The sequence below is a fragment of the Terrabacter sp. 01T434 genome (assembly GCF_056398545.1).
Genome location: NZ_JBFTPP010000005.1, coordinates 329804 through 347277 on the forward strand (window position 1 = coordinate 329804; position 17474 = coordinate 347277).

The 17474-nt window shown below is 72.7% G+C and carries 16 protein-coding genes; 6 read left to right on the top strand and 10 right to left on the bottom strand.

What is annotated here, in order from left to right; genetic code table 11:
- Positions 1–138 precede the first annotated feature (138 nt).
- The 10 genes from AC1DIW_RS12755 to AC1DIW_RS12800 form a co-directional block, all read right to left on the bottom strand.
- The gene (locus AC1DIW_RS12755; protein WP_478108583.1) at positions 139–1743 is read right to left on the bottom strand and encodes an NADH-quinone oxidoreductase subunit N; all 1605 of its coding nucleotides are present in this window, start codon (positions 1741–1743) and stop codon (positions 139–141) included.
- Entirely contained in the window at positions 1740–3245 is a 1506-nt protein-coding gene (locus AC1DIW_RS12760; protein ID WP_478108585.1) for a complex I subunit 4 family protein, read from the bottom strand. The genes AC1DIW_RS12755 and AC1DIW_RS12760 overlap by 4 nt, the downstream gene beginning before the upstream one ends.
- Positions 3236–5149, bottom strand: coding sequence for an NADH-quinone oxidoreductase subunit 5 family protein (locus AC1DIW_RS12765; RefSeq protein WP_478108586.1), 1914 nt, complete (start codon positions 5147–5149; stop codon positions 3236–3238). The genes AC1DIW_RS12760 and AC1DIW_RS12765 overlap by 10 nt, the downstream gene beginning before the upstream one ends.
- A complete protein-coding gene (gene nuoK / locus AC1DIW_RS12770) occupies positions 5146–5484 on the bottom strand; it encodes an NADH-quinone oxidoreductase subunit NuoK (protein WP_478108588.1) in 339 nt (112 codons plus the stop codon). The genes AC1DIW_RS12765 and nuoK overlap by 4 nt, the downstream gene beginning before the upstream one ends.
- A complete protein-coding gene (locus AC1DIW_RS12775) occupies positions 5481–6101 on the bottom strand; it encodes an NADH-quinone oxidoreductase subunit J family protein (RefSeq protein ID WP_478108590.1) in 621 nt (206 codons plus the stop codon). The genes nuoK and AC1DIW_RS12775 overlap by 4 nt, the downstream gene beginning before the upstream one ends.
- A complete protein-coding gene (locus AC1DIW_RS12780) occupies positions 6098–6853 on the bottom strand; it encodes a NuoI/complex I 23 kDa subunit family protein (RefSeq protein ID WP_442279777.1) in 756 nt (251 codons plus the stop codon). The genes AC1DIW_RS12775 and AC1DIW_RS12780 overlap by 4 nt, the downstream gene beginning before the upstream one ends.
- Before the next feature lie 129 nt (positions 6854–6982).
- On the bottom strand, positions 6983–7957 hold the full coding sequence (gene nuoH, locus AC1DIW_RS12785; protein ID WP_442279778.1) for an NADH-quinone oxidoreductase subunit NuoH: 975 nt from the start codon (positions 7955–7957) through the stop codon (positions 6983–6985).
- Positions 7954–8481 carry an NADH-quinone oxidoreductase subunit C gene (locus tag AC1DIW_RS12790; RefSeq protein WP_442279779.1) on the bottom strand — a complete coding sequence of 176 codons (528 nt, stop codon included), beginning with the start codon at positions 8479–8481 and terminating at the stop codon, positions 7954–7956. Before AC1DIW_RS12790 ends, nuoH begins: the two co-directional genes overlap by 4 nt.
- Complete coding sequence (locus AC1DIW_RS12795) at positions 8478–9101, bottom strand: NADH-quinone oxidoreductase subunit B (RefSeq protein ID WP_442279780.1); 624 nt, start codon at positions 9099–9101, stop codon at positions 8478–8480. Before AC1DIW_RS12795 ends, AC1DIW_RS12790 begins: the two co-directional genes overlap by 4 nt.
- A complete protein-coding gene (locus AC1DIW_RS12800; protein WP_442279781.1) occupies positions 9101–9460 on the bottom strand; it encodes an NADH-quinone oxidoreductase subunit A in 360 nt (119 codons plus the stop codon). Before AC1DIW_RS12800 ends, AC1DIW_RS12795 begins: the two co-directional genes overlap by 1 nt.
- Positions 9461–9636: 176 nt before the next feature.
- Between AC1DIW_RS12800 and AC1DIW_RS12805 the strand changes: the two genes are divergently transcribed.
- The 6 genes from AC1DIW_RS12805 to AC1DIW_RS12830 all read left to right on the top strand — a co-directional run bounded on the left by AC1DIW_RS12805 (position 9637) and on the right by AC1DIW_RS12830 (position 17444).
- Entirely contained in the window at positions 9637–11535 is a 1899-nt protein-coding gene (locus AC1DIW_RS12805; RefSeq protein ID WP_478108592.1) for a 2-oxoacid:acceptor oxidoreductase subunit alpha, read from the top strand.
- Between the two features lie 8 nt (positions 11536–11543).
- Entirely contained in the window at positions 11544–12647 is a 1104-nt protein-coding gene (locus AC1DIW_RS12810) for a 2-oxoacid:ferredoxin oxidoreductase subunit beta (RefSeq protein ID WP_442279821.1), read from the top strand.
- On the top strand, positions 12644–13648 hold the full coding sequence (gene rarD / locus AC1DIW_RS12815) for an EamA family transporter RarD (RefSeq protein WP_442279783.1): 1005 nt from the start codon (positions 12644–12646) through the stop codon (positions 13646–13648). The genes AC1DIW_RS12810 and rarD overlap by 4 nt, the downstream gene beginning before the upstream one ends.
- Positions 13649–13684: 36 nt before the next feature.
- Complete coding sequence (locus tag AC1DIW_RS12820) at positions 13685–15223, top strand: MFS transporter (RefSeq protein WP_442279784.1); 1539 nt, start codon at positions 13685–13687, stop codon at positions 15221–15223.
- 362 nt (positions 15224–15585) lie between these two features.
- Complete coding sequence (locus AC1DIW_RS12825; protein WP_442279785.1) at positions 15586–16998, top strand: class II fumarate hydratase; 1413 nt, start codon at positions 15586–15588, stop codon at positions 16996–16998.
- 131 nt (positions 16999–17129) lie between these two features.
- Positions 17130–17444: a hypothetical protein gene (locus AC1DIW_RS12830; RefSeq protein ID WP_442279786.1), complete on the top strand. Its 315-nt coding sequence runs from the start codon at positions 17130–17132 to the stop codon at positions 17442–17444.
- Positions 17445–17474 lie beyond the last annotated feature (30 nt).

The following is a 17474-nucleotide window of genomic DNA, read 5'->3' on the forward strand; positions in this document are numbered from 1 at the left end:
GCGACCCGAGGGCGGTGTTCCCACTGGGAGGTCGCTGGGAGCGTGCTGTGACACGGAGCAGCCCGGGACATCGTGTGACACAGACCGGCCAGGAACCCGACCACCACGACCCCGCGGCCCATCGCCTCGGGGTCGCCGTCAGCCCAGCAGGCGCAGCAGCAGGTCTGGCTGGACGCTGACGACGACGAGCACCGCCGAGGCGAGGACGAGCCCGGCCACCATGACCGGCCGGCGGCGCGCCAGCGCCCCGCCACCCCCGTGAGCACGCGCGGTGTCCGCCGCGTCGGCGGGCGCGGTGATGACGGCCCGCAACCATCGGAGGTAGACGGCGACGCCGATGACGGCGTTGGCCGCCGCGATGACGGCCAGCCAGATCCAGCCCTCTGCCACGACCGGTCGCAGGGCCGTGATCTTGCCGACGAGGCCGATGATGCCCGGCGGCAGCCCGGCGAGGGACGTCAGGGCCAGGACCAGGGCGCCGGCCCGCCACGGACTGCGCTGCCACAGGCCCTCGTAGTCGGCGATCGAGCGCCCCTGCCCGGGCCGGTCGCGCACCATGACGGCGACGACGGCGAACGCCACGAGCGTCGCGACGACGTAGGTGAGCAGGTAGGTGGCGCTGGCCCCGACCCCGAGCGCGGAGATGCTGACGAGGGGCAGCACGACCCAGCCGGCCTGGGCCACCGTCGACCACGCGAGCAGGCGCACGACGTCGTCCTGGCGCAGCGCCATGACGTTGCCGAGCGTCATGCTGAGCGCGGACAGCACGGCGATCGACAGCACGGCAGGGGTGCCGAGGACGGCCACCGCACGCAGCACGACGAGCAGGGCGGCGAGCGCCGCCACCTTCGACACCGTCGCGAGGAACGTCGCCACGGGCACCGACGAGCCGGCGTATGCCGTGGGCGTCCACGCGTGGAACGGCACGAGCGAGAGCTTGAAGCCAACACCCGCGAGGACGAGCACGGTGGCGAGCGCCACGACCCCGCCCGACACGGACGGCAAGGCCGCGGCTGCGCCCGACGCCGCGGCCGACGCAGCGGCCGACGCAGCGCCGGAGGCGCCGCCCACCGTCGAGAACGCACCACCGGACGACAGCGCCGCGTCCGGCGTCAGGAACGGGCTGCCCGTCCCGGCGAACCACAGGGCCACCCCGAGCACGAGCAGGGCGAAGGAGACGAGCGAGGTCACGAGCAGCTGCGTGGCCCCGGCGACGGCGGACCGGCGGCCGGAGAGGGCGACGAGCGCGATGACGGGCAGGGTCGCGAGCTCGAGTGCGACGAGCCAGGTGCCGACGTCCCGGCTGGCCGCCACGACGACCGTGCCGGACAGCGCCGCGAGCAGCAGCACGGCCTCGACCGGCTCACGGGTGCTGCCGGTCGGACGGCTGCGGCGGGCGCGGGGCCACGCGAGGGCGATGCAGACAGCCGCGGAGAGGGCAGCCGCGAGCTGGAGGGTGCTGCCGAGGGCGTCGGCCTGCCACAGGCACACCTGCGGCAGCCCGCTGCTGGCCGGCAGCGAACCGGCGGCGCGACCGGTCAGGCAGAACGTCTCCCGCGTCGTGCCGCCGGCGAGGCCGGGCACGGTCGCGGCCGCCGACCCGAGGGCGGCGAGCCCGGCGACGGCATACGGCAGGCGGCGCAGGTGCGGGCTGACGAGGTCGGCGACGAGCACGAGCACGAGACCGGCGAGCGGCACGAGCGCCGGCAGCAGGATGGCGTAGTCGATGGCGAGGCCCTTCACGGCGTCGCCCCGAGTCCGGCCAGCAGACCGGCGGTCGCGGCGTGGGACAGTCCGAGCAACAGCTGTGGCAGCACGCCGAGCGCGACGATGACGACGACGAGGGTCATGGCCACCGCCCACCGGGAGCCACGGGCGTCGGCGACCGGCTCGGCAGCGGGGCCCTCCGCGGCGTCGCTGCCCTCACCGGCCCAGACGATGCGGGCGACCCGCAGCGCGTAGGCCGCCGCGAGCGCCAGGCCGGCGGCGCCGAGCACGACACAGACGCGCAGGAGCGCGACGGGACGGCCGGGCGCGGGCGACCACGCGGCATACAGCGCCAGGAACTCTCCCCAGAAGCTGACGAGGCCCGGGAGGCCGAGGGCAGCAGCGAGCCCGACGACGAGCGCGAGCCCGAAGCGGGGAGCCTTGTCGCGCAGGGCGGCCCGCGCGACGTGGAGGTCGGACGAGCCCCACTGCTCCTTGAGGTCACCGACGACGAAGAAGAGCAGCGCCGCGACGACACCGTGCGCGATGTTGCCGAAGAGCGCCGCTTGCAGTCCGGTCTCGCTGCCGGAGGCGATGGCGAGCGCGACGAAGCCCATGTGCGCCACCGAGCTGTAGGCGATGAGGCGCTTGAGGTCGCGCTCGACGAGGCAGGCCAGACCTCCCCAGAGGATCCCGACGACCCCGAGGAGGGCGAGCACGGGGCTCAGGACGGCGACGCCGTCGGGCACCGTGGCGACGGCGAGGCGGACGATGCCGTAGGTGCCCATCTTGAGGAGCACGGCCGCGAGCAGCACCGAGCCGGCGGTCGGCGCGATGGTGTGCGCCGAGGGCAGCCACGTGTGCAGCGGCCACAGCGGCACCTTGATCCCGAGCCCGAGCAGCAGGATCGCGGCGATGGCCACCTGCTGCGACCGGGAGAGGCCGGCGCCATGGCGGTCCGCGAGGACCATGAGGTCGCTCGTGCCCTGCTGGTGCACGAGGAAGAGGATGCCGATGAGCATCAGCGTCGAGCCGAGCACGGTGAAGAGCACGAAGCGGCCGGCGGCGTCGGCGCGCGTCTCGTCCGGCACGTGGTCGTCGCCGAAGCGGCGCACGAGCACCCACATCGGCACGAGGACGACCTCGAACGCGATGAAGAAGAGGATGGCGTCGCGCGCCATGAACGTCGCGAGCGCCCCCGACTCGACGAGCAGGATGCAGCCGAGGAAGGTCGAGCCCGTGCCGCCCTTCGGGATCGGGCCGGAGAGCGCGTGCGCGACGACGGCGACGGTGAGCAGCGCCGTGAGGAGGACGAGCGCGGCCGAGATGCCGTCGACGCCGAAGTGCCACCGGACGCCGAGCGAGCGGATCCACGGCGCGTCCACCTCGTCACGTCCCCGGACGACGACGACGGCGAGCACCGCTGTCACGACGGTCGATCCGAGCGCGATGCCACGCTCGGCCGTGGACTCACCGGGGATCGCGATGAGGGCGATCGCCGCGAGCAGCGGCAGCAGGAGCATCAGGGTCAGCGCCATGCCGTCACCCCCAGGATCGCGACGAGCACGACGCCCGCGAGCAGGCTGAGCAGCGACAGGGACGGCACGCCGCGGTGGCTGCGCTCACCGGCGCGCCCCGCTGCCCGCGCCACGACCGCCGTCGCTCGTGGGTAGGCGTCGACGACGTCACGGTCGAGGGCGACGACGAGCCGCGCGACCGCGGTCACCGCCCGCCCGACGCCGACGTATGCCGTGTCGACGCCGAACCCACGCACCGCCGGCTCCCGCAGGTGGTCGGGGATGAGGTCGGCGACGTCGACCCGGCCGCGGTCGCTGAGGGACCACACGGCATACGCGGCGCCGGCGACGAGCAGGACGGACAGCAGGGCGCTGAGGAGGCCGACGTGCAGGCCGCCGCGCAGGCTCGTGAGGAAGAGGGTGCCGACGACGGTGAGGGCGGCGAGGACCGAGACGACGAGCGCGGCGGGCAGGGTGATGGCGGCGTGCCCGTGCGCGTGGACGCGCTCGATCTCGGCGTCGTCGGCGGTGTCGGCGGTCGTCACGACGGCGACGTCCTCCTCGGCGACGACGGCGGCCACAGAGGTCGGCAGCTCACCGGTCGCGGCCACCGGGGTGTCGAGGAGCAGCCAGGCCCGGGTGCAGTAGGCCGCGGTCAGCACGACGGTGACGAAGAGCGCGACGACGACGAGCCAGGCACGGAAGCCGCCGCCGCTCGTCGCGCCCTCGAGGGCGGCGTCGATGACGGTGTCCTTGGTGAAGAAGCCGATGAGCGGCGGCACCCCGGCGAGCGCGGCCAGGCCGAGGCCCATCGACCAGCGCAGCGCTCCGGTCGGGCGGAGCCGACCACGCAGCGCCGCGAGCGCCGTCGCGCCAGCGAGCACCGAGAGCCAGCCGGCGCCGAGGAAGAGCAGCGCCTTGAAGAACGCGTGTCCGATGAGGTGCGAGATGCCGGCTCCGGGGCCGAGCTCGGCAGGCGCCGCGGCCAGGGCCGAGAGCATGATCGCGATCTGGCTCAGGGTCGAGTAGGCGAGCATCCGCTTGAGGTCGGTCTGGGCCAGCGCGACCAAGGCGGCATAGACCATCGTCACCGCGGCGAGGATCGCCAGCAGCGTCCGCGCTGCGTCGTTCTCGGCGTAGAGCGGAAAGAGGCGCGCGATGACGTAGGTGCCGGCCGCGACCATCGTCGCGGCGTGGATGAGGGCCGACGCCGGGGTCGGGCCCTCCATCGCGTCGGGGAGCCAGTCGTGGAACGGCACGAGACCCGACTTGCCGGCGACACCGATGACGACACCGACGAGCCCCACGGTGAGCAGCGTGCGGTCGCCCGTCGCCGTGAGCACCGCCAGGAGGTCGGTGGACCGGACCCGCACCGAGAGCGCGACGATGCCGACGACCATGCCGATGTCGGCCACCCGGGTGACGAGGAACGCCTTGTAGGCGGCCCGCCGGGCTGCCGGACGCTCGCTGTCGTGGCCGATGAGCAGCCACGAGCACCAGCCCATGATCTCCCAGCCGACGAGCACGAGGACGAGGTCGCCGGCCTGGACGAGGAGCAGCATGCCGGCCGCGAAGAGCGAGACGGTGGCGGCGAACCGGCCGTAGCGGTGGTCGTCGCGCAGGTACCACGCCGTGAAGACCTGGATGCCCAGCACGACGAGCGCGACGACGAACGACACGAGCCCCGAGGTCGGGTCGGACCACAGGTGCAGCGGCACCGAGAGGTCGCCGAGCGGGAGTCTCCCGAGGGTGTCGATGTCATCAGTGCCAGACGGCGCGACCCACTGGATGAGCCCGAGCACCGCGACGGAGGCCGAGGTGGCGACGGCCACTCCGGCCGCGAGGGCTCGCCGTCGTCCGACGAGCAGCCCGATGGCAGCGGCGAGGGCCGGGAGCACGACGAGCATCCGCACGACCCAGCTCACGACGCCCCCTCCCCCGCCGGCGCGGGCTCGTCGGTGAGGTCGGGAACCGCGGTGAGGTCGATGTGACCGGCGCGGCGGAACATCACGAGGATGATGGCGAGCGCCACCGTGATCTCGGCGGCGGCGATGGTGATGACGAAGAGGGTGAGGACCGGCCCTGCCGAGAGCGGTGCCCCCGGGCGGCTGCCCGCCGTGACGAGCAGGAGGTTGGCGGCGTTGAGGATGAGCTCGACGCCGATGAGGACGAGGACGGCGTTGCGCCGGGCGAGGACGCCGTAGACCCCGATGCCGGCGAGCAGGGCGGCGAGGGCAGCCGGGAGCGAGAGGTGGATCATCCGCGCCCCCTCGGCGCCGGTGCCGACGTGGACGTGGACGTGGACGACGTCATCGACGCCGTCGCCGATGCCGTCGCCGACGTGACGGCCAGGCTGTCCCGGTCGCCGTCCGGTTGGAGGACGAGGCGCGACACCGCGAAGGCGCCGATGAGCGCGACGAGGAGCAGCACCGAGAGCAGCTCGAAGGGCCAGACCCAGGTGCCGAAGACCGCCTGGGCCACCTGCGGCGTGGTCGTCGTCGGGGTGTCGAGGTTCGCCGTCGCACCGGAGAAGAGCGGCAGGAGGAGCGACGCGAGCAGCGCGGTCGTCGCGCCCCCGAGCACCGCGCCGGCGAGCCGCTGCCAGCGCGGCGTGTCGATCTCGGCGTGGGGACCGATGGGGGCGCGGGTCAGCATCAACGCGAAGAGCACGAGCACGACGATCGCCCCGACGTAGACGAGCAGCTGGACCAGACCGACGAGCTCCTGGCCGAGCACGAGGTAGGCGCCGGCCAGCGAGCCGAGCGAGACCAGTAGCCACAGCGCTGCGTGGACGACGTGCTTCGTCGTCACCGACAGCAGGGCCGAGAGCGCAGTGACCGCACCGACAGCGACGAAGACGATGTCGCGGGTGGTCACTCGCGGCCCTCGTCGTCGGTGGACACCGTCGGCAACACCTGCGTCGAATCCCCCTGCGCCGCAGCCTGTTCCGCAGCCTGCTCCGCCTCGGCGCCGTCGGCGGGCACGACGGGCGACGTCTGCTCCACCTTGGGCATGACCCGCGTGGGGTCCGCCGCGGGCGGGGCCGGGGTGGACTCCTTGCGCACCCGGGTCGGCCGGGCGGCGGCGCCCGCCCCACGCATACCACCCGCTCCGCCGCCTGCCCTGGCGGGCCGCGCGGCGGCGGTCACCTCGGCGGGGTCGGCGCTGCCGGGGTCGAGCGCAGGCGGCGCCGGGACGGTGGCCATCCACGCTCCGAGCCGGTCCTTCTCGTGGAGCAGGTCGCGGATGTCGAGCTCGGCGTACTCGAACTCGGGGCTCCAGTGGAGCGCGTCGAACGGGCACACCTCGATGCAGATGCCGCAGTACATGCAGAGCGAGAAGTCGATGGCGAAGCGGTCGAGGACGTTGCGCTGGCGGGCCCGGCCTCCCGGCGTCGTCGGGGGCAGCTCCTCCTTGTGCGAGTCGATGTAGATGCACCAGTCGGGGCACTCACGCGCGCAGAGCATGCACGAGGTGCAGTTCTCCTCGGTGAGCGCGATGACGCCGCGCGAGCGGGGCGGGAGCGCGGGCGAGACGTCGGGATACTCAGCCGTGTGCGTGTGCCGCGTCAGCGACCTCGCCGTCGTCGCGAGCCCCTTGACGAGCCCGGGGAGTATGCCGTCACCCACGTCCGCTCACCCCCTCCTCCACTCGCTCTTCCAGTCGCTCTTCCGCTCGCTCCTCGACGCCAGCCAGGCGGCCACACGTGGCCTCTCGACGCGTCAGGGGCGGCCACAGGTGGCCTTTCGACGGTTGGGTCATGAGGTCATCACCACCACGCCGATGGCGGTGATCGCGAGCTGGAGCAGGGCCATCGGCACGAGCCACACCCAGGCGAGGCGCTGGAGCTGGTCCTCGCGCATGCGGGGCCAGGAGACGCGCAGCCAGATGACGACGACCGCGACGACGAACCCCTTGAGCACCGTCCAGAGCCAGCCGACCCACTGCTCGAAGGGCCCGGCCCAGCCGCCGAGGTACAGCACGGCGAAGAGGAGCGACATGACGACGATGCCGGCGTACTCGGCGAGCAGGAAGAACGCGAAGCGCAGACCGGTGTACTCGGTGAAGGCGCCGAAGACGATCTCGGAGTCGGCCAGCGGCATGTCGAAGGGCGGTCGCTGGAGCTCGGCGAGGGCCGCGACGAGGAAGACGACCGCGCCGGGCAGCTGCCAGAGCATCCACCACGGGTGCCAGGCCTCGGCGATGCCGACGAGCGAGAGGGTGCCCGCGGCGAGCGCCACCGAGGCGACGGCGAGCACCATCGGCAGCTCGTAGGAGACGAGCTGGGCCGCGGCGCGCATGGCCCCGAGCAGGGAGTACTTGTTGGCCGAGGCCCACCCGGCCATCAGCGTCCCGATGATGCCGACGCCGATGACGGCGAGCACGAGCACGACGCTCGCGTCGACGTCGGCCCCGACGACGCGCGGCGAGAGCGGGATGACGGCGAGGGCGACGAGGTAGGGGATGAGCGCGACGAACGGCGCCAGGCGGAAGGCCCAGCGGTCGGCGCGAGCGGGGGTGATGTCCTCCTTCTGGACGAACTTCACCCCGTCGGCGACGAGCTGCGCCCACCCGTGGAAGCCACCGGCATACATCGGGCCGAGCCGGCCCTGCATGTGGGCCATGACCTTGTGCTCGGTCTGGCCGACGAGGAGCGGCAGCACGAGGAAGGCCGCGAGGACCGCGACCGCGCGCAGGACGACCTCGAGCCACGGCGCCACGTGGAGGGTCACCGCGGCCCCCACTCGGGACCCGGGACACCGGGGGCCTGGACGCGGCGCCGGCCGGGAGCCCGCGCCGAGTCGTGGCCCTCGCCCGGCTCCTTGGCCCCGGGCCACGCCTTGGAGGCGCGGGCGGCGAGCACGAACGACTTGCGCAGCGGCGTCCCCTCGAAGCCGTCGGGCAGCAGGAGCGGTCGCAGGCCGAGTCCGGTGCCGTCGTCGAAACCGTCGAACTCGATGCCGAACATCTCGTGGGTCTCGCGCTCGTGCCAGGCCGCGCCCCGGAAGACCGCGGTCAGCGACGGGACCGGCACCCCCTCGGGCGCCCGCGTCCGCAGCAGGATCGACCTCAGCGCTCCGGGCGCACGGGTGTCGAGCAGGTGGCACACGAGGTCGAAGCCGGCGGCGTCACCCTCGCGATCGGTCTCGTCGACGGCGGTCAGCCAGTCGAAGTACGCGTAGCCCTCCTCGCGGGCCGCGAGCACCGCGCTGGACCACTCCCCGAAGGGCACGTCGTGCACGTCGGTGACCCTCACCGGGCACCCTCCGGCGGCTTCGGGCCGCGACGCAGCAGCGGGCGGCGGACGTCACCGGCGCTGCCGACGCGTGTGCCGGCATACCTGCCCTTGAGCTTCTGCGCCGAGAGTCGCTCGCTCGCGATCTGCTCCTGGAGGCGGATGATGCCGTGCAGCAGGGCCTCGGGCCGGGGCGGGCAGCCGGGGACGTAGACGTCGACGGGGACGATCTGGTCGACGCCCTTCGTCACGGAGTAGGAGTCCCAGTAGGGACCGCCCGAGTTGGAGCAGGCGCCGAAGGAGATGACGTACTTCGGCTCCGGCATCTGGTCGTAGAGGCGCCGGATCGCCGGGGCCATCTTGTCGGTCACGGTGCCCGAGACGACCATGAGGTCGGCCTGGCGCGGGCCGGGCGCGAAGGGGATGACGCCGAGGCGGATGAAGTCGTGCCGGCCCATCGACGCCGCGATGAACTCGATGGCGCAGCAGGCGAGCCCGAAGTTGAAGACCCACAGCGAGTAGCGACGCCCCCAGTTGAGCACGACCTTGATCGGCTTGGGCGCGTGGCCACCGAGCACGCCCATCGAGGCGGGACCGACCGTCGGCATCGGGAGGCTCACGGGCCGGCTCGGCTGATCCATCACATCCACCTCAGCAGGCCACGGCGGCCGGCATGGGCCAGGCCCAGCACGATGACGCCGATGAAGACACCCATCTCGACGAGGCTCGCGCGGCCGAGGGCGGCGTCCCGGATGACCGTGGCCCACGGGAAGAGGTAGACCGCGTCGACCGCGAAGATGACGTAGAGGAAGGAGAAGACGAAGTAGCGCACCTTCGTCTGCGCCCAGCCCTCGCCCACCGGGTCGACGCCGGACTCGTACGTCGTCAGCTTGGCCGTGTGCGGGGCGTGCGGGGCCAGCAGGCGCCGAACGACCATCGCTGCCGTGACGAGCAGGACGCCCGCCCCCAGCACCGCTGCGACGGCCACGTACCCGGACATGACGGCCAGCCTATCCATGCGCGTTGCCCCGTGGCGTCGTCCCCGCGCCCGGCTCGTGATGTCCACGTGATGGCAACCCGCGCAAATGTCCGCAGAGGGCGATCTACCATGGAAATTACCCGCCGCACAGTGCCCCGGGCCGTGAATCGTAGGGAAGATCGAGGACGTCGCAGAGCATGAGTGCCAAACTGGTCCAGAAGCTCGATCGCGTGGTCATCCGATTCGCCGGGGACTCCGGCGACGGCATGCAGCTCACCGGAGACCGCTTCACGTCGCAGACCGCGCTGCTCGGCAACGACCTGTCGACGCTGCCCAACTTCCCGGCCGAGATCCGCGCCCCTCAGGGCACCCTCCCCGGCGTCTCGAGCTTCCAGCTGCACTTCGCCGACCACAACGTCCTGACGCCCGGCGACGCGCCCGACGTGCTCGTCGCGATGAACCCCGCAGCGCTCAAGGCCAATCTCCGCGACCTGCCGCGCGGGGCGACGCTGATCGTCAACACCGACGAGTTCACCAAGCGGAACCTCTCGAAGGTCGGCTACGTCGAGAGCCCGCTCGACGACGGGTCCCTGGAGAGCTACGTCGTGCACCCTGTCGCCCTGACGTCCATCGCCGTCGAGGCGCTCGCGTCGTTCACCGACCTGACCCGCAAGGAGAAGGAGCGCGCGAAGAACATGTTCGCGCTCGGGCTGCTCTCCTGGCTCTACACCCGGCCGATGGACGGCACCGAGGCGTTCCTCAAGGCGAAGTTCGCCGACAAGCCCGAGATCCTCGAGGCCAACCTCGCGGCCCTGCGCGCGGGCTTCAACTACGGCGAGACCACCGAGGACTTCGCCGTCGCCTACGAGGTCGCGGCGGCCACGATGGCCCCCGGCACCTACCGCAACGTCACCGGCAACGTCGCGCTGTCGCTCGGCCTCGTCGCGGCCGCGCACCGCGCGGGCCTGCCGCTCTTCCTCGGCAGCTACCCGATCACGCCTGCGTCCGACATCCTGCACACGCTCGCCGGCCTCAAGCGCTACGGCGTCGCGACGATGCAGGCCGAGGACGAGATCGCCGGGGTCGGGGCCGCGCTCGGCGCGTCCTTCGGTGGCGCCCTCGGCGTCACGACGACGTCCGGCCCCGGCCTCGCGCTCAAGGCCGAGACGATCGGCCTCGCCGTCTCGCTCGAGCTGCCGCTCATCGTCTGCGACATCCAGCGCGGCGGACCGTCGACGGGCCTGCCGACGAAGACCGAGCAGGCCGACCTGCTCCAGGCCCTCTTCGGGCGCAACGGTGAGTCGCCCGTGGCCGTCGTGGCTCCGGCGACCCCGGCCGACTGCTTCGACATCGCCGTCGAGGCCGTGCGCATCGCGACGACCTACCGCACGCCCGTCATCGTCCTGTCCGACGGCTACCTCGCCAACGGCTCCGAGCCGTGGCGCCTGCCGCGGACGGCCGAGCTGCCCGACATCGCCGTGGAGTTCGCGACCGAGCCCAACGCCGTGGACGACAAGGGCCAGCCGACCTTCCACCCCTACCTGCGCGACCCCGGGACGCTCGCCCGGCCGTGGGCGGTCCCCGGCACTCCCGGTCTCGAGCACCGGGTCGGCGGCATCGAGAAGGCCGACGTCACCGGCAACATCTCCTACGACCCCGACAACCACGACCACATGACGCGGCTGCGCCAGGCCAAGATCGACGGGATCGCCGACACCATCGGCCCGCTCGTCGCCGACGACCCGACCGGCGACGCCGACGTGCTGGTGCTGGGCTGGGGCTCGACCTACGGCCCGATCGCCGCGGGCGTGCGGCTCGCGCGGTCCACCGGCGCCCGCGTGGCCCAGGCGCACCTGCGCCACCTCAACCCGTTCCCCGCCAACACCGGTGAGGTGCTCCGTTCCTACCAGCGCGTCATCGTTCCCGAGATGAACCTCGGCCAGCTGGCGATGCTGCTGCGCGCGAAGTACCTCGTCGACGTCGAGTCGCACACCTCGGTGCGCGGCCTGCCGTTCCAGGCGGGCGAGCTCGCCGACGTCATCGCCACCGCCCTGGCGTCCGTCTCGGACGCGCCCCTGAAGGAGGCCGCCAAGTGACCACCGACCTGCCCGTCGACCTGGGTATGCCGACACACGAGGGCTCCGCCCCCGTGGACCCCCGAAACGGTGCCACCGGCACCGCTGCCGTTCCCCGCCTCGCAGACGGGACCGCGCTGACGAAGAAGGACTTCACGTCCGACCAGGAGGTGCGCTGGTGCCCCGGGTGCGGTGACTACGCGATCCTGGCCGCCGTGCAGGGCTTCCTACCCGAGCTCGGCCTCAAGCGCGAGAACATCGTCTTCGTCTCGGGCATCGGGTGCAGCTCGCGCTTCCCCTACTACCTCGACACCTACGGCATGCACTCGATCCACGGGCGCGCCCCGGCCATCGCGACGGGTCTGGCATCGACGCGCGAGGACCTGTCGGTCTGGGTCGTCACCGGTGACGGCGACGCACTCTCGATCGGCGGCAACCACCTGATCCACGCCCTGCGCCGCAACGTCAACCTCAAGATCCTGCTCTTCAACAACGAGATCTACGGCCTGACGAAGGGGCAGTACTCCCCCACCTCACACCTCGGCCAGGTGACCAAGTCGACGCCGCTCGGGTCGCTCGACACCCCCTTCAACCCGGTGTCGCTCGCACTCGGGGCCGAGGCGAGCTTCGTCGCACGGACCATGGACTCGGACCGGCAGCACCTGACCGGTGTGCTGCGTGCCGCTGCCGAGCACCGCGGGTCGGCGCTCGTCGAGATCTACCAGAACTGCCCGATCTTCAACGACGGCGTCTTCGACGTCCTCAAGGACCGCACCGAGGCGGCCGCCCGCATCCTGCACCTCACCGACGGTGAGGAGGTCGCGGCGGGCGACACCGTCGTCGTGCGCGACGACCGCGGGTCGCTCGACGTCGTGCCGCGGGGCGAGGCCGACCCGGCCCGCATCGTGCGCCACGACGTGTCGGCGACCGACCCGTCGGCGGCCTTCGCGCTCTCGCGGCTCGACAGCCCCGACCTCGGCCACGTGCCGATGGGGATCTTCCGCAACGTGCAGCGCCCGACCTACGACGACCTGCTGCGCGAGCAGATCGCCTCGGCCCGCACGGGCGAGGTCACCGACGCCGACATCGACGCGCTGCTGGCCGGCCGGGACACCTGGACCGTGGGGGCGTGAGCGCGCGCGAGACCGTCTCGTCCGTCGCGCCCACCGGGGCCGACACGCGTGGGTCCGGGTCGAGCGCGCCGCACGGCGAGGTCGGGCGGGGCACCCTCCTCGGCTTCGCGGCATACGGCCTCTGGGGGCTCTTCCCGCTCTACTTCGACGCGCTCAAGCCCGCCGGGCCCTGGGAGATCCTCGCCCACCGCATCCTGTGGACCCTGCTCTTCTGCGTCGTCGTGCTGCTCGTCGTGCGCGACCTCGGCTGGATCCGGCCGCTGCTGCGTCGGCCCCGGCTGCTCGCCGGCACCGCGGTCGCGGCGGTGCTCATCGCGGTCAACTGGGTCGTCTACGTGGCGGCCGTGACCTCGGGCAACACGTCCGAGGCGGCGCTGGGCTACTTCCTCAACCCGCTCGTGACGGTCGCACTCGGCGTCGTCGTGCTCGGCGAACGGCTGCGCCTGCTGCAGTGGGTCGCGGTCGGCATCGGCATCGTCGCCGGCATCTACCTCGGGGTCTCCGGCGGCCGCGTGCCGTGGGTGGCGCTCACGCTCGCGGTGTCGTTCGCGCTCTACGGCCTGACGAAGAAGAAGGTCGGCGTCAGCCTCGACGCGATCCACGGGCTCACCGTCGAGACCGTCGTGCTGGCCCCGGTCGCCGTCGTCCTGCTCCTCGTCGTGGGCGCCCAGGGCGGTCTCGAGTTCGGCCGGCACGGTGGGGTGCACACCTCGCTGCTCGTCCTGTCGGGCGTCGTCACCGCCGTGCCGCTGCTGTGCTTCGCGGCCGCCGCGCGCCGCATCCCGCTCGTGTCGATCGGGCTCATCCAGTTCATCACCCCGGTCATGCAGCTGCTGTGCGCGGTGCTCCTCCTGGGCGAGCACATGCCCCGGGAGCGGTGGATCGGCTTCGGCATCGTCTGGGTCGCGCTGCTCGTCCTGACCGTCGACTCGCTCGTCAGCCTCCGTGGGGCTCGGGCCGCCCGTCGCGAGGCCCTGCCGGTCGACGACTGCCCGCGCTGACGGCTCGGAGGACCCCCGCAGTGACAGACTGCGGATGTGAGCGACATCGCCCTCGGCTCCCGCACCGGTCGATTCGTCATCGCTGCCGCCGTGCTCGGCTCGGGCATGGCCCTGCTCGACGGGACCGTCGTCAACGTCGCGCTCGTGCGGATCGGGCACGAGCTCGGGGCGAGCCTGGCTGACCTGCAGTGGATCACCAACGGCTACCTCCTCGCTCTCGCCTCCCTCATCCTGCTCGGCGGCTCGCTCGGTGACCGCTTCGGCCGTCGGCGCGTCTTCGTCATCGGGGTCGCGTGGTTCACCGTGGCATCCGCGGCCTGCGGGCTCGCCCAGTCACCCGGTCAGCTCGTCGTGGCCCGCGTGCTCCAGGGCATCGGCGGAGCGCTCCTCACGCCCGGCAGCCTGTCTATGATCCAGGCCTCGTTCCGCCCCGACGACCGCGGCAAGGCCATCGGCACGTGGTCCGGGCTCGGCGGGATCGCTGCCGCCCTCGGGCCGTTCGTGGGCGGGTGGCTCGTGCAGTACGCGAGCTGGCGGTGGGCGTTCCTCGTCAACGTGCCGCTGGGCGCGGCGACCGTGTGGATCGCCCAGCTGCACGTCCCCGAGACCCGGGACGAGGACGCCGACCCCCGGTTCGACGTCATCGGCGCGGTCCTGGCGACGCTCGCCCTGGGCATCACGACCTTCGCGCTCATCGAGCACGAGGCCCTCGGTCTCGCGGCTGCCGTCGGGGTCGGCGCGCTCGGTCTCGCCGTCGGTGCCGCCTTCGTCGTGGTCGAGCGGCGCAGCTCGCACCCCATGGTGCAGCCGGCCCTCTTCGACTCCCGGCAGTTCAGCGCGGCGAACGCCATGACCCTGCTCGTCTATGCCGCCCTCGGCGCGGTCTTCTTCTTCCTCACCCTCCAGGTGCAGACCGTGCTCGGCTACGGTCCGCTGCTCGCCGGGATGGCCTCGCTGCCGGTGACGGTGCTCATGCTGCTCTTCGCCGCCCGGGGCGGTGAGCTCGCGTCGCGCATCGGCCCGCGGCTGCCGATGACCGTCGGTCCGCTCGTGTGCGGCGTCGGCGTGCTCCTGCTCTCCGGTGTCGGCGCGGGCTCGACCTACTGGACCGGCATCCTGCCCGGCATCACCGTCTTCGGCGTCGGCCTCACGCTGCTCGTGGCACCGCTCACCGCCACGGTCCTGGCCGCCGCCCCCGACCGCTACGCCGGTGTGGCGAGCGGGGTCAACAACGCCGTCGCCCGCGCAGGGAGCCTGCTCGCCGTCGCGGCCCTACCGGCGGTCGTGGGGCTCAGCGGCTCGGACTACGCGGTGCCCGAGGCGTTCTCGTCGGCCTACCGGACGGCGATGCTCATCTGCGCCGGGCTGCTGGCCGCCGGGGGCGTCCTGTCGTGGTCGCTCATCCGCAACCCGGCCCCGGCGGGGCGGCCCGCGCCCGAGCGGGAGGGTGTCGTCGTCGGGCACCCGGGCACACGGCATACGACGGCGATGCCTGCCGGGTGGTCCTGCGCGGGATCCGAGGGCTGCCCGGGCACGAGCCACGACCACGACGTCACTGCCTCCAGCACCCACTGATCCTCCCGACTCACGGCCACCGCGACCACCACAACTCCGCCGGGGCGGGGTCGGCGCACCCCGAACCAGCCCCATCACCACCACAACTCCACCCGGGCGGAGTCGGTGCACCCCGAACCAGCCCCATCACCACCACAACTCCACCCGGGCGGAGTCGGYGCACCCCGAACCAGCCCCATCACCACCACAACTCCACCGGGGCGGGGTCGGTGCACCCCGGACCAGCCCATCACCACCACAACTCCACCCGGGCGGAGTCGGTGCACCCCGAACCAGCCCCATCACCACCACAACTCCGCCGAGGCGGGGTCGGCGAGGCCGGTGCGCCCGGTGCAGACCCCGGGCTGGCGCATGATGGGGGCATGAGCGACGCCGCAGCACAGGGATTCCGGACCGAGCACGACTCGATGGGCGAGGTCCAGGTGCCCGCCGACGCGCTGTGGGGCGCCCAGACGGCGCGGGCCGTCGAGAACTTCCCGATCAGCGGCCAGCCGGTCCCGCCGGGCGTCGTCCACGCGCTCGCGCGCCTCAAGGCCGCCGCCGCCGAGGTCAACGCCGAGCTCGGGGTGCTCGACGAGGGACGCGCGCGTGCCATCGCTGCGGCGGCCGGTGAGGTCGCGGACGGCGAGCACGACGACGCATTCCCGATCGACGTCTTCCAGACCGGCTCGGGCACGTCCACGAACATGAACGTCAACGAGGTCGTCGCACGGATCGCGCACCTCGCGACCGGCCTCGACGTGCACCCCAACGACCACGTCAACGCGGGCCAGTCGAGCAACGACACGTTCCCAAGCGCGCTGCGCATCGCGGCCACCTCGGCCGCGGTGCTCGACCTCGTCCCGGCTCTCGAGCACCTCGCGATGACGCTGGGCCACAAGGAGACCGAGTTCACCGACGTCGTCAAGGCGGGCCGCACCCACCTCATGGACGCCGTGCCGGTGACGCTCGGTCAGGAGTTCGGTGGCTACCGGCGGCAGATCGAGCTCGGCGCCAGCCGGGTGCGCACCGCCGCCGAGGCGACGAGCGAGCTCCCCCTCGGTGGGACCGCCGCGGGCACGGGACTCAACGCGGCACCCGGCTTCGCGCGCCAGGTGATCGAGCGGGTCTCGGGGGTCACGGGTCTGCCCTTCCGCGAGGCGGCGAACCACTTCGAGGCGCAGTCGGCGCAGGACGCCGTGGTCGAGCTGTCGGGTGCGCTCAAGGTCGTCGCCGTGAGCCTGACGAAGATCTGCAACGACCTGCGGTGGATGAGCTCGGGGCCGCGCACCGGCCTCGGCGAGATCCACCTGCCCGACCTGCAGCCCGGTTCGAGCATCATGCCGGGCAAGGTCAACCCCGTCGTGCCCGAGGCGACGCTCATGGCGTGCGCGCAGGTCATCGGCAACGACGTCGTCATCACGACAGCGGGTGCCGCGGGCAACTTCGAGCTCAACGTCATGCTGCCGGTCATGGCCAAGAACGTCCTCGAGTCGATCGGGCTGCTCGCGGCGACGAGCCGGCTGCTCGCCGACCGGTGCATCGACGGCATCACGGCCGAGGTCGAGCACGCGCGGACCCTCGCCGAGGGCTCCCCGTCGATCGTCACGCCCCTCAACCGCTACATCGGCTACGAGGCCGCCGCGGCGGTGGTCAAGCAGGCCGTCAAGGAGCGCCGGACGATCCGTGACGTCGTCATCGACCGAGGTCACGTCGCGGACGGCACGCTCACCGAGGAGCAGCTCGACGACGCCCTCGACGTCCTGTCGATGACCCGTCCCGCCACGCAGGCCTGACCGAACCCTCCATTTCGCTCCCCTGGTCGTATGCCGCGTGGCCGTGACCCGGTGACCCGGTGACCCCGTGACCCCGTGACCCCAGGGTCTCATGACCCCCGTGGGCCGCACCGTCGGGCTACGGTCGGCAGATGACTCTCGACGACGTCGACGCCCACCTCCGGGCTCTCGACGGTGTCCGCGCCCGCAACACCGAGGGGCGGCGCGCGTGGTACGTCGACGGGCTGCTCGTCGCCCGCGCCGACGCTCAGGGGACGCTGCTCGTCCGCCTCGGTGGACGGGACCGGGAACGCCTCGTCTCAGCCCATCCGACGACGTTCGGGGTGCCGCCGCGCTGGGAGGCGCACGCCAAGGTGCAGGCCGACCTCGCGGGAGACGCCGACGCGATCCGGGCCGCCCTGCACCTCGCGTGGGAGCGCCAGCGCACGGCGCGCTCAGGAGTCTGACGCGGACCCGGCCACCCGGCATACGACCCC

Excerpts from the sequence above, each read along its gene's own strand:
- AC1DIW_RS12830 (WP_442279786.1), top strand. The coding sequence starts at position 17,130 with ATGACTCTCGACGACGTCGACGCCCACCTCCGGGCTCTCGACGGTGTC.
- AC1DIW_RS12800 (WP_442279781.1), bottom strand. The coding sequence starts at position 9,460 with ATGTCCGGGTACGTGGCCGTCGCAGCGGTGCTGGGGGCGGGCGTCCTG.
- AC1DIW_RS12760 (WP_478108585.1), bottom strand. The coding sequence starts at position 3,245 with ATGGCGCTGACCCTGATGCTCCTGCTGCCGCTGCTCGCGGCGATCGCC.
- AC1DIW_RS12825 (WP_442279785.1), top strand. The coding sequence starts at position 15,586 with ATGAGCGACGCCGCAGCACAGGGATTCCGGACCGAGCACGACTCGATG.
- AC1DIW_RS12795 (WP_442279780.1), bottom strand. The coding sequence starts at position 9,101 with ATGGATCAGCCGAGCCGGCCCGTGAGCCTCCCGATGCCGACGGTCGGT.
- AC1DIW_RS12805 (WP_478108592.1), top strand. The coding sequence starts at position 9,637 with ATGAGTGCCAAACTGGTCCAGAAGCTCGATCGCGTGGTCATCCGATTC.
- nuoK (WP_478108588.1), bottom strand. The coding sequence starts at position 5,484 with ATGATCCACCTCTCGCTCCCGGCTGCCCTCGCCGCCCTGCTCGCCGGC.